Source organism: Exiguobacterium sp. PFWT01 (assembly GCF_018255795.1).
In the GTDB taxonomy this organism is placed as follows: Bacteria; Bacillota; Bacilli; order Exiguobacteriales; family Exiguobacteriaceae; genus Exiguobacterium.
On the sequence record NZ_CP073755.1, the window covers coordinates 1,048,289 to 1,060,445 of the forward strand.

Consider the following 12,157-nt stretch of genomic DNA (forward strand, 5'->3'; position numbering starts at 1 on the left):
TTAATTTTGATATGCTTAACGTATATAACTCAGGCGTTGAGGTGGATTATGGGACTGTTAGATAAGTTACAAACACATATTGAAACGAAAGACACACATAAAAATGAAATGCTTCAAACACGTTACTATGCGGCATCTTCACATGCGATGTTGCAATGGTTAGAAGGAAAGATTCAAGAGAACGGACAGACGGTTCGTCGAATCGATGCAGATCGAGGGGAACTTTCATTTATAGGGGAAGGTTGGGACGGGCTCATCACGATTGTTCAAGTGGATGGCGGCCGGACGGCAGTCGATTTCACATTAAACCGTGAGCAGCGGTTCGGTGCAGACCTCTCGCAAATTGTATCGCACTACTACGAGGCACTCACGCAACAATTCCCGCTACGTGCTATTGGAAATAAAACAGTCGAACGATAAGGAGGTTTGAGCATGCGTTGTCCGAAATGTGATCATAATGGAACGAGAGTGCTCGATTCCCGTCCGGTGCAAGACCATTATTCGATTCGACGTCGTCGTGAATGTGAAAAATGTGGGTATCGGTTTACAACGTTTGAGACGGTCGAACAGACACCGCTCATCATTGTCAAAAAAGATGGAAATCGCGAAGAGTTCAGTCGTGAAAAAGTGCTTCGCGGCATTATTCGGGCGTGCGAGAAACGACCGGTCACACTTGAACAGCTCGAAGGGGTTGTGACGAAAGTCGAACAGCAACTTCGTGCCCTCGCCCAGTCAGAGATTCCGAGTGAACAAGTAGGTGAGCTCGTGATGAACGAGCTCGCGCGAGTCGATGAAGTCGCATATGTCCGTTTCGCATCGGTTTATCGTCAATTCAAAGACATCACGGTGTTCTTTAAAGAACTTGAAGATTTAATGAAGCAAGAAAATTCGACCAACTAAAGGGCGGCCTGCTGGTCGCCCTTTTTCAAGGGAGAGAGCCATGGAGAAAGAACGTACAATCTTTGGGACGGACGAATTGTTAATCATGAGTACCGGTCTTGTCGACCGTGAATCGTACCAGTCCCTTTATCACTTATATCAACCTGTCATCGGAGTGAAGGCGCTCGCACTTTATCAAACGTTATGGAGCGAACTGAAACCGGGCAAAATGAAATCCAACTATATGTCACATAGTGCATTGTGTGAGATGTTGGAGTTCTCTATCAATGAGTTAATGGACAGTCTGTTCCGTTTAGAAGCGATTGGGTTAGTGCGCACTTATAAAACAAAAGACGCTCGAATGACACAATACGTCTACCAGTTACGCGTCCCGCTTGCACCGCACACGTTTTTAAATGACGGGCTGTTGTCGAGTTTCCTCTTCTATAAAGTCGGGGAAGTACGATTCAAGCAATTGCAGGGGCGTTTTACGATTGATCCGTTGCCAGCAGGCATCGTCGAGGTGACAAAGGACTTCAATGAAGTGTTTGATGTCAAAGGAGTGAACCATCGTGCGTTCACACAAAAAAATTATGAAAAGCCGGACCGGGCAAAGATTGAAATCAACTATTCGTTCGATATGGAAATTGTGAAAAAACTGACGAATTTTCCAGTTGGATTTTTCACGAAAAAATTAGACGAAACGATCACAAAACTGGCCTACGTGTCTCAACTTGATGAAGAGACGATGGCTGAAATGTTAAAAGAATATTTTGTCCATGAGGCGTATCTGCCACTCAGTGAGCAAGAGAAGCGGGACGGGTGTCGTCAAATGGTCTTGCAATTGAAAAAGAAACAGACGCGCCATCGGAAAGAGAAGACCGTGGAGCACGCAAAAATTGAAGAAGTAGATTTACACAAACCTGAAGTCATGGAATCTGCACATCCGCATCAATATGTTACAAGTCTTCGCAAAACATCGAGACTTTCAAATACAGATGAACAAATAATTATTAATTTAGTAGATACGATTGGGCTTGCACCACATTTAATAAATGCACTTTTTTATCACCTGGTAATAGTAGAGAAAAAAGAAATTAATAATGGACTGGTCACTACTGTAGCGACGAATTGGAAAAGCAGTGGATATTCAACGGTTGTAGAAGCGTTAGAGAAATCTAAAACTAGGTTAGATAATCAAGCGAAGGTTGATAGAAAAACTGTGGGTTCACGACGGAAACCCCAGCAAGGGGATATGCCGAAGTGGCTCGAGGATGAGGCGAAACAACAGCGCTCATACGACCAAGCGAGGAAAAAAGAACTCGAGTCGTCCGTTCCGGATGACGCGGAACTCGTGAAACTATTAAATGAATTGAAAGAGAAGGGGTGAGGGAATGGAACGAATCAATCAGTCGCTGTCTCAGTTGATGAACCGAAAAGAAGTTCGTGAGGCGTACGAGTCGATTCGCAGACGTACACTGAATCACCCGGGTGTCATCGCATTTTTGAACGCTCATCCAGAGTTAAAGGAGAAGGCGATCGAAATCGGGTTTACCAAACTGAGTGAGTACGCGGAACAGATGGATGGAAAAACGTTCATCGAAGATCAGGCCGTCATCCCGGGCCATCAACCGGTGCTCTATGTCGATTTAGGGCAGATTGCAATTCGATATGAAGAAACGGTCGCCCATCGCCAGGCGAGACGACAAAAAGAAATGGACCGTAAATTCAAAAGTTTGTTTTTACCGGAAGAAGTTCGCGAGGCGAGTTTCGAATCTTTCGATTGGGGCGACGACGCGCGTAAAATCGCATTGCGTGAAGCGATGCGATTTGTAACAGGGATGAAGTCTCGTCAAAAAGTGAACGGCCTCTATCTCCATGGTAGTTTTGGCGTCGGGAAGACATATTTACTCGCCGCAATCGCCAATGAGTTGAAGGTGGCGGACATCGAGACGATTCTAGTCCATGCTCCGGGCTTTGTGTCGGAGGCGAAACGCAAAATTCGTACCGAGTCGTTCGACTCTTTCTTGACGTCGTTTCAACATGTGCCAGTCTTACTGATTGATGACATCGGAGCTGAAGCCATCAGTCCGTGGGTACGAGATGAATTGTTCGGGATCATTCTTCAGTATCGGATGATGCATCGCTTGCCGACGCTATACAGTTCAAACTTTAGCGGAGAAGAACTCGAGACGCACTTTTCAATCGATGGTTCGCCGCAAAATAAAATGAAGGCACAGCGACTCATGCAACGTATTTCCACGACGACGACCCAAATTGAGTTAAAGGGTGAAAATCGCCGTCGGTAAAGGATTGTTTTTCTCTGGTGAGTTGACTATACTAAGAAGCATATAAAGGATGCATAGAAGAGGATATGGATCATCGAGACGAGTTTTAGCGAGGGAAGGGCGGTGGAAGCTTCCTAACGACGACGATGGATTTACTCCCTCAGAGCACCGTACGGGTCAATCGTGCGGCGATTCACACTCGTTATCGTGTGTTCGAGCCAAGCAGATTGCTTGGGAACGAGGGTGGTACCACGAGAATCAAAGCTCGTCCCTTTTTGAGGGATGGGCTTTTTTTATATTCATTTTTGAGAGGGGACAAATGTACATGATTCAATTAACATTTCCAGATGGCGCTGTAAAAGAGTTCGAGGCCGGCGTCACAGCAGAAGACGTCGCGGGCTCGATCAGTCCAGGACTTCGTAAAAAAGCAATCGCAGCAAAACTAGACGGAGAACTCATCGACTATCGTCGTCCAATCGAACATGACGGCAAAATCGAGCTCGTGATGCCGGACTCGGAAGACGGTCTTGATTTGATGCGTCACTCGTCAGCTCACTTGATGGCTCAAGCAATCAAACGGTTATACGGAGAAGACAACAACATCTATCTCGGAATCGGGCCGACGATTGAGAACGGGTTCTATTACGATATCGAGATGGATCGTCGCATCAATGAGGAAGACCTTCCTGAAATCGAAAAGATGATGAAACGCATCGTCGATGAGAACTTGGAAATCACACGCGAAGTCGTTTCCCGTGACGAGGCGCTCGCTCGCTATAAAGAGTTGGGAGACCCGCTCAAGATTGAGTTGATCGAGGATATTCCTGCTGATCAAACACTGACGATCTATCATCAAGGTGAGTTCTTCGACCTTTGCCGTGGACCACACGTCCCGTCAACATCGAAGTTGAAAATCTTCAAATTGATGAGCGTGGCTGGTGCCTACTGGCGTGGGGACTCAGACAATAAGATGTTGCAGCGTATTTATGGAACAGCGTGGGCGACGAAAGAACAACTCGCTGAACACTTGCGTCTTCTTGAAGAGGCGAAAGAACGCGATCATCGTAAACTTGGGAAAGAACTCGACCTCTTCTTCGTCTCACAAGAAGTCGGTCAGGGGCTTCCGATGTGGCTTCCAAAAGGGGCTTCGATTCGTCGTACGGTCGAGCGCTACATCGTTGATAAAGAGCTCGAACTCGGATATCAACATGTCTACACACCGGTTCTCGGTTCGGTCGACTTGTACAAGACATCTGGACACTGGGATCACTACCAAGACGACATGTTCCCGAAAATGGAGATGGACAACGAAGAACTCGTCCTTCGCCCGATGAACTGCCCGCACCACATGACAATCTACAAACATGAGCCACGTTCGTACCGCGAACTTCCACTTCGAATCGCTGAGCTTGGTGGGATGCACCGTTATGAGATGTCAGGGGCGCTCACAGGTCTTCAACGTGTTCGCTACATGGTCTTGAATGATGGTCATACGTTCGTTACACCAGAACAGATGAAACAAGAATTCAAAGACATTGTTCATTTGATTCAAGAAGTATACGCTGACTTCGGCATCAAAGATTATCGTTTCCGTCTCTCGTATCGCGATCCTGCTGATAAAGAGAAGTATTTCGATAACGATGCGATTTGGGAAATGGCACAAAGTCAGTTGAAGGAAACGATGGATGAGCTTGAGCTTCCTTACTTTGAGGCGGAAGGCGAAGCGGCATTTTACGGACCGAAACTCGACGTGCAAGTACGGACGGCGCTCGGGAAAGAAGAGACGCTCTCGACTGTCCAACTCGACTTCTTGCTTCCGGAACGTTTCGATTTGACATACACTGGGCCAGACGGTAAGGACCATCGTCCAATCGTGTTGCACCGTGGTGTCGTCTCGACGATGGAACGGTTTGTCGCTTACTTGATTGAAGAGTATAAAGGCGCGTTCCCGACATGGCTCGCACCGGTCCAAGTCAAGTTGATCCCGGTTTCACACGTCCACGACGAATACGTGGCGGAAGTGAAAGCAGAACTCGTCAAACGTGGCGTCCGTGTTGAAACGGATCTCCGTGACGAGAAACTAGGTTATAAGATTCGCGAAGCACAAATGAAGAAGATTCCGATGACGCTCGTTCTTGGGGATAAAGAACGGGATGAGCGTGCCGTCAATATTCGCCGCTACGGTCAGCAGGAACAAGTTTCTGCTTCACTTGATGAATTCATCGCATCGCTCACAGATGAGATTGCGAACCGTTCACGTTAAGTGAGGGACCACCTTTCCAACCAGAAAGGTGGTTTTTTTCGGTCTATAGACGGATGTGTATTTGTTCATCTACACGTATCGTAAACATAAGGAGTGATACTTAATGAATTATATGAAGCCAGTATTGGCACTTACTATTGGAGCGGTTGCGTTCACAGGAGCGCTTCCGAAAGTCGGAGCGGAGGCGATCGTCAATGACACGATTGTTACGCTCGGGGAGTCGCTCTCTTCAGAGCAACAAAAATGGGTACTCGAACGTATGGATGCCCCAGAAGGAATCGAACCCATTATCACGACTGCCGCAGATGAAGAAAAATATTTAGGAGACTCGGTTCCGCAAGCACAACGTGGAGGCGGCATGTACTCGTCTGCCCGAATCAAATTGACGAACGGGACAGGTCTTGATATTCAAACGGAAAACGTGACGTGGGTCACGAAAGATATGTATGCGAACGCCCTCGTCACGGCAGGTGTGACGGATGCGGACATCTATATCACGTCACCGATTAACGTGACGGGTACCTCGGCTCTGACGGGAATTATGAAGGCGTATGATCAAACGGCGGCCGAAACCGGAATTGAACTGTCGGATGAGCGAAAAGAATTGGCACAAGAAGAGCTGGCGGTTACGTCTGAAATCGGTAAGACGGTCGGACAAGAGGATGTAGCAGGTCTCATGAACGAGATTAAAGCGGAAATCGCAAATCAGATGCCGGAGACAAATATTGAGATCCGTGACATCGTCATTCAAGTATTGAACCAAAATAACGTCCAGTTGTCTGAGGGCCAACTCGATCAACTGACGACACTATTCGAAAACATGCAGCAAGCAAATCTTGATTGGTCAGCGATCAGTAGTGGATTGAAAGATGCGGGTCAAGATGTGCAAGCATTCCTCGAACAAGAAGAAGTAAAAGGATTCTTCGCCCGATTGTTTGAGGCAATCGGGAACTTCTTCAAGTCACTTACAAACTAAGTGGTACTAAAAAAGGGCGCCTGCCCTTTTTTAGTACCACCGTTTATGAATATAATTTTGAGCCGACTCATGGTCATCGACGATTTTTAAAGTGATGCGATTCATTTCTTCTAGTAAGTCTGTCAATACCGCCTGTAATTTTTCGTCTTCTAACCCATGTGCTTGCATCGTCTTACTGACAATCTGCTGGACTTGATCATGGTAGTCATGTTCTCGCGATACATCTTTTCGCCAGTTCATGTCGATCCCTCCTTTGATATTTCATTATTCCCTTTGAAAAGGTATTGCGAAACGAGAGAATGACTGGTATCATCATAAAAGTGTGAGCTACCAATTATTCATGCGCGATATCTTGACATCTTTTCCTGCTAGTGCTAAGATGACATAGTGATTAAAAACAACAAAGCAGAAGCACCCGCTTTTCACCTCGTCTGAGAGTCATCAGGCAGGTCCATCAAGTTCTTGGTTCATTCGGCATCGTCTGCCGTTTTATGACCTCAACTGATGTGTGGGTGGGAAACTGCCGACGCTTTTTTTATTGCCATGTTGTCTTGTCAATCTAAATCTCGTGCAATCGCACGATGGAGGTGCTAACCATTAGCAAAGAGCTCTTTATCAACGAAAACATTCGTGCCCGTGAAGTACGTCTCATTGGCGCAGACGGTGCACAACTCGGTGTGACATCACGTAACGATGCGTTACGTTTAGCTGAAGAAGCGGAACTAGACCTCGTCTTAGTCGCGGATAAAGCAAATCCACCGGTCGCTAAAATTATGGATTATGGGAAGTACCGTTTCGAACTCCAGAAAAAGGAGAAAGAAGCGCGTAAAAACCAAAAAGTCATCCTAATGAAAGAAGTGCGTCTCAGTCCAACAATCGAGGACAACGATTTCCAAACAAAATTGCGTAATGCACGCAAGTTCCTTGAAAAAGGAAACAAAGTGAAGGCTTCGATTCGTTTCCGCGGACGTGCCATCACACACTCGGAAATCGGGAAACGTGTTTTGGACAAAATGGCAGCGGAATGTGCCGATTTGGCAACAGTTGAACAAAAGCCGAAGATGGAAGGACGCAGCATGTTCTTAGTGCTGGCTCCGAACAAAGAAGATTAATTATCGATTCTCAGTGGGGAGGAAATACTCATGCCGAAAATGAAATCGCACCGCGGTGCTTCAAAACGTTTCAAACGTACAGCATCAGGTAAACTCAAGCGTTCACACGCTTACACAAGTCACTTGTTCGCAAACAAATCGACTAAAGCGAAACGTAAGCTCCGTAAAGGCGCTATCGTATCAGCTGGAGACTTCAAACGTATTCGCAACATGATCGCGAAGTAATACAGAAACAATTTAGGAGGGAATCCATATGCCACGCGTAAAAGGCGGTTATACGACTCGTCAACGTCGTAAAAAGCAAATTAAACTTGCCAAAGGATACTTTGGTTCGAAACACATTCTATTTAAAGTAGCAAAACAACAGGTCATGAAGTCACTCATGTACGCTTACCGTGACCGTCGTCAGAAGAAACGTGATTTCCGTCGTCTTTGGATCACACGTATCAATGCGGCAGCACGTACAAACGGTCTCTCATACAGCCGTATGATGCACGGCCTCAAGCTTGCAGGAATCGACATCAACCGTAAGATGCTTGCTGAGCTTGCTGTGACAGATGCACAGGCATTCGCGTCACTCGCTGAAACAGCTAAATCAAAATTGAACGCGTAATCGTTCAATCGACAGCGCCGAGACACTCTCTCGGCGCTTTCTTTTTTCTTTAGAATTTCTTAGAATTAAGAGAAGGAGGAAAGCGTATGAATCAATCGGTTGTTGCCATCGTCGCCTTAGCGCTCATTGTCTTGAACGTTTACACCTACATCCAAGCGAAACAGTATGCGCAAGGGAAAGGTGACTTTAATGTCCTATTCGCCTATGCAGGAGGAGCCATCGGCGCCTTGTTCGGTCTTCATCTGACTCGGAAGAAGACGGTTCATGCCCCAAAACTGCTTCAATTACAAGTATTGATTTTAGCAGTGGGCTGGTCTTTAATGATTTTAGTACTGCTATAAGTGGAGATAGAGGAGGAACATCCGGTGAACTGGACAACATTGTTTGATCGGCAGCGCGAATTAGACGAGCGGATCAAAGCACAACATGGATTATCCGGCAATCAATTCGATGAACGGTTACTGGCGCTGCTTGTCGAGCTCGGTGAACTGGCTAACGAAACACGTAGCTTTAAGTTTTGGTCGAAGAAAGGACCGTCGCCTCAAGATGTGATCTTAGAAGAATATGTGGACGGCATTCATTTCTTATTGTCACTTGGTCTTGCGCTCGGGTATGAACGAGATGCGTTTCCTGCGGGAAGTTCATATCTTGATGCGACTGATGCTTTTTTAGATATTTATCGAAAAGTGACGAACTTTGGTCTTTCAAAAACGGAAGCTATGTACGAGACGCTGATGGCAGCTTATCTCGAACTTGGTTATACGCTCGGTTTTAATGAGCAACTCATTTTGCTGGCATACATGAATAAAAATGAAGTAAACCATGAGCGACAAAATCAAGGATATTAATGAAAAGGAGCGGATTGGTATGAATGAATCGTTACATATGTTAAAACGTTTGACGGATGCAACAGGCGTCCCAGGAAATGAGGGAGAAGTCCGTCAATTGATGCGTGAATACCTCGAGCCGCACGTCGAGTCGTTTGAACAGGATGGACTCGGAAGTCTATTTGGTCAAGTGACCGGAGATGCTGAAGGTCCGCGTGTCATGATTGCGGGTCACATGGATGAAGTCGGCTTCATGGTGACGCGTGTGGAAGAAGGCGGTTTCCTTCGTTTCCAGGCGCTCGGTGGCTGGTGGAACCAGGTGCTGTTGGCACAACGAATGGATGTAGTCACAAGGTCTGGTGAAAAGATTCCGGGTGTCATTGGTGCGAAACCACCTCACGTCCTACCGCTCGAGGCACGGAAGAAGCCCGTCGAAATCAAAGATATGTTCTTAGATATCGGTGCAACGTCGAAAGACGAAGTGGCTGAGTGGGGAATTCGTCCAGGCGATACGGTCGTGCCACATTGCGAATTCACAGTCATGAAAAATGAGAACTTCTTGATGGCGAAGGCATGGGACAACCGCATCGGATGTGCAATTGCCATCGAAGCAGCAAAACGTCTGAAGGAAGAATCGTTCCCAGGCGTCGTCTATACAGGAGCGACGGTACAGGAAGAGGTCGGGTTACGTGGAGCGGTGACCGCTGCCAACTTGATTCGCCCGGATGTCGCGATTGCTGTCGATACAGGCATTCCGAGTGATACGCCGGGGATGACCCAAGCAGAAGGGTTGTCAAAACTCGGGGACGGGGTTCAAGTCATCTTCTTTGATGCGACTACCGTCACGAACCCACGCCTTGTCGACCTCATCGTTGACGTGGCCAAAGAGCAAGACATCAAATACCAATTGGACTTAACGCCAGGCGGTGGCACAGATGCTGGGCGATTCCATCTTTCTGGGATCGGGATGCCGGCCATCGCATTGACAGTGCCGGTCCGCTATTTACACACGAACGTGTCCATCATCCATAAGGATGATTACGAGGCAGCGGTACAACTCGTTGTCGCATTGACGAAACGTTTAGACCACGAAACGGTCCAATGGTTGAAAGAGGGATAATATGACGAAGATTACGTCTACGAAGAGCGAGACGATTAAACGATTAAAACGATTGATGACGAAAAAAGGTCGTCAAGAAACGGGTCAATTCCTAGTAGAAGGAGAGCATTTGGTGGACGAGGCCATTCGTGCCGGTCGACTCGTCCAACTCATCATGGCTGAGTCGTATTCACCCAAAGGAACGTGGCGACTTGAAGATATGCCAGTCCTCGAGTTATCCGACCACGTTGCGGACCTTCTTTCCGAAACGGAAAAGACCCAAGGCGTGTTTGCCGTTGTCAAGATGACGCCGGTTGAACGTAAAATGAAGAAAGTACTCGTACTTGACCGAGTACAAGACCCGGGTAATCTCGGTACGATGATTCGGACAGCAGATGCTGCCGGATTCGATACGGTGCTACTCGGGAAAGGAACGGTCGATCCGTTCAACGCCAAAGTCGTGCGTGCCACACAAGGATCGCTGTTTCACGTGAACGTGACCACGGTCGACTTGCTTGAAAAATTACCTGAGCTGAAAGAGGATGGATTCCACGTCTACGGCACAGCTCTCTCAAAGGCAACATCGTATGAGCAAGTTGCATTCGAAGACAAGGTGGCCCTCGTCATCGGGAATGAGGCGCAAGGGGTCCATGCTGATGTATTGGCACTCTGTGACACACGTGTGCATATTCCGGTGCTCGGCGACGCGGAATCGCTCAACGCGGCGGTCGCTGCAGGCATTTTAATGTATCGCATCGCTTTACAATAATCTTGTCAGCACGTGAAAAACGTGATAGGTTAAACACATCGATGAATAAGATATGACGTTGAAAGAACATAGTAAGCGAATGACCGATTCCGTTCAGGGAGCAAGGGCCGTGACTGAGAGCCTTTGCCGGACTCGTCGCTGAATTCACTCTGGAGTCGTGTTGGAGACAACACCGGTTTGGCATCACGATAACGATGCTCTCAAGTGGGCCATGAATTGGCCAAGTAGGGTGGTACCGCGATGATTCGTCCCTTCAGTCAACGACTGAAGGGACTTTTTTATGTAGAGGAGGAAGCGAACACATGAAAGAACAATTAGAACAGTTACAAGTGGAAGCGTTAGAAGAAATCAAACAGGCATCCACACAAAAATCATTGAATGACGTCCGCATCAAATATTTAGGGAAAAAAGGACCGATGACTGAAGTGCTCCGTGGCATGGGTAAATTATCTGCCGAGGAACGTCCGATCATCGGTGAGTTGGCGAATACCGTTCGTACCGCAATTCAAAGCACACTCGATGCTCGAATCGAAGAGGTGAAGGCGATTGAATTAGAGGAAAAGTTAAAAGCGGAAACGCTTGATGTGACACTCCCGGGACGGACATCGACTCCTGGCCATAGCCATCTCTTGCAACAAATCATCGACGAGATGGAAGATTTGTTCGTTGGACTCGGATATACGATTGCTGAAGGTCCTGAAGTCGAGACCGATCTCTATAACTTCGAAATGCTCAACTTGCCGAAAGATCATCCGGCACGAGACATGCAGGACTCGTTCTATATCACGGAAGAGACGTTGCTTCGTACTCATACATCTCCTGTACAGGCTCGCACGATGTTGGAGGCGAACGGAAAGCCGATTCGCATCATCTGTCCAGGTAAAGTGTATCGTCGTGATGAAGACGATGCGACGCATTCGCATCAATTCATGCAAATCGAAGGATTGGTTGTCGATGAATCCATCTCGATGGCTGACTTGAAAGGGACACTCAAAGTGTTCGTGAAGCAGTTATTCGGTGAAACGCGCGAAATTCGTCTCCGTCCAAGTTTCTTCCCGTTCACGGAACCATCGGTCGAAGTCGACATCTCTTGCTTCAAGTGTGGAGGGAAAGGATGTAACGTCTGTAAAGGAACCGGGTGGATTGAGATTCTCGGAGGCGGAATGGTCCATCCGCATGTATTGGAGATGGCTGGCTATGACTCGTCAAAAGTGTCAGGGTTCGCATTCGGAATCGGAGTGGAGCGTATGGCGATGCTCAAACACGGCGTCGACGACATCCGCCATTTCTACACAAATGACTTACGTTTCATCGAGCAATTCTAAGGAGGA

At 47.3% G+C, this 12,157-nt stretch carries 15 protein-coding genes; 14 read left to right on the forward strand and 1 reads right to left on the reverse strand.

Going from position 1 to position 12,157, the window contains the following annotated elements:
- Positions 1–48 precede the first annotated feature (48 nt).
- The 6 genes from KD909_RS05410 (at position 49) to KD909_RS05435 (ending at position 6,406) form a co-directional block, all read left to right on the forward strand.
- On the forward strand, positions 49–420 hold the full coding sequence (locus KD909_RS05410; RefSeq protein WP_211782611.1) for a hypothetical protein: 372 nt from the start codon (positions 49–51) through the stop codon (positions 418–420).
- A 12-nt stretch (positions 421–432) separates the two neighbouring features.
- Positions 433–900: a transcriptional regulator NrdR gene (gene nrdR, locus KD909_RS05415; RefSeq protein WP_012726705.1), complete on the forward strand. Its 468-nt coding sequence runs from the start codon at positions 433–435 to the stop codon at positions 898–900.
- A 40-nt stretch (positions 901–940) separates the two neighbouring features.
- The gene (locus KD909_RS05420; protein ID WP_211782612.1) at positions 941–2,269 is read left to right on the forward strand and encodes a DnaD domain protein; all 1,329 of its coding nucleotides are present in this window, start codon (positions 941–943) and stop codon (positions 2,267–2,269) included.
- 4 nt (positions 2,270–2,273) lie between these two features.
- The gene (gene dnaI / locus KD909_RS05425; protein ID WP_211782613.1) at positions 2,274–3,188 is read left to right on the forward strand and encodes a primosomal protein DnaI; all 915 of its coding nucleotides are present in this window, start codon (positions 2,274–2,276) and stop codon (positions 3,186–3,188) included.
- A 298-nt stretch (positions 3,189–3,486) separates the two neighbouring features.
- Positions 3,487–5,430, forward strand: a complete 1,944-nt coding sequence (gene thrS / locus KD909_RS05430) for a threonine--tRNA ligase (RefSeq protein ID WP_012726702.1) — start codon at positions 3,487–3,489, stop codon at positions 5,428–5,430.
- 103 nt (positions 5,431–5,533) lie between these two features.
- Positions 5,534–6,406, forward strand: coding sequence for a DUF1002 domain-containing protein (locus tag KD909_RS05435; RefSeq protein ID WP_082131994.1), 873 nt, complete (start codon positions 5,534–5,536; stop codon positions 6,404–6,406).
- Positions 6,407–6,436: 30 nt separating this feature from the next.
- Here KD909_RS05435 and KD909_RS05440 read toward each other — a convergent pair whose 3' ends face one another.
- Positions 6,437–6,646 (reverse strand): hypothetical protein, encoded by a 210-nt coding sequence (locus KD909_RS05440; protein ID WP_012726699.1) that lies wholly within the window; start codon positions 6,644–6,646, stop codon positions 6,437–6,439.
- A 341-nt stretch (positions 6,647–6,987) separates the two neighbouring features.
- On the opposite strand from KD909_RS05440, the gene infC reads away from it, so the two are divergent.
- The 8 genes from infC to pheS all read left to right on the forward strand — a co-directional run bounded on the left by infC (position 6,988) and on the right by pheS (position 12,151).
- A complete protein-coding gene (gene infC / locus KD909_RS05445) occupies positions 6,988–7,518 on the forward strand; it encodes a translation initiation factor IF-3 (protein WP_211782614.1) in 531 nt (176 codons plus the stop codon).
- Positions 7,519–7,548: 30 nt separating this feature from the next.
- The gene (rpmI, locus tag KD909_RS05450) at positions 7,549–7,743 is read left to right on the forward strand and encodes a 50S ribosomal protein L35 (RefSeq protein WP_012726697.1); all 195 of its coding nucleotides are present in this window, start codon (positions 7,549–7,551) and stop codon (positions 7,741–7,743) included.
- A gap of 28 nt (positions 7,744–7,771) precedes the next feature.
- Entirely contained in the window at positions 7,772–8,131 is a 360-nt protein-coding gene (rplT, locus tag KD909_RS05455; protein ID WP_012726696.1) for a 50S ribosomal protein L20, read from the forward strand.
- A gap of 86 nt (positions 8,132–8,217) precedes the next feature.
- Positions 8,218–8,472 (forward strand): membrane protein, encoded by a 255-nt coding sequence (locus tag KD909_RS05460; protein WP_031423177.1) that lies wholly within the window; start codon positions 8,218–8,220, stop codon positions 8,470–8,472.
- 24 nt (positions 8,473–8,496) lie between these two features.
- The gene (locus KD909_RS05465) at positions 8,497–8,979 is read left to right on the forward strand and encodes a dUTP diphosphatase (protein ID WP_012726694.1); all 483 of its coding nucleotides are present in this window, start codon (positions 8,497–8,499) and stop codon (positions 8,977–8,979) included.
- A 19-nt stretch (positions 8,980–8,998) separates the two neighbouring features.
- Complete coding sequence (locus tag KD909_RS05470; RefSeq protein ID WP_012726693.1) at positions 8,999–10,078, forward strand: M42 family metallopeptidase; 1,080 nt, start codon at positions 8,999–9,001, stop codon at positions 10,076–10,078.
- Between the two features lies 1 nt (position 10,079).
- Positions 10,080–10,826, forward strand: coding sequence for a TrmH family RNA methyltransferase (locus tag KD909_RS05475; protein ID WP_159562522.1), 747 nt, complete (start codon positions 10,080–10,082; stop codon positions 10,824–10,826).
- 302 nt (positions 10,827–11,128) lie between these two features.
- Positions 11,129–12,151: a phenylalanine--tRNA ligase subunit alpha gene (gene pheS, locus KD909_RS05480; RefSeq protein WP_211782615.1), complete on the forward strand. Its 1,023-nt coding sequence runs from the start codon at positions 11,129–11,131 to the stop codon at positions 12,149–12,151.
- Positions 12,152–12,157: the final 6 nt, after the last annotated feature.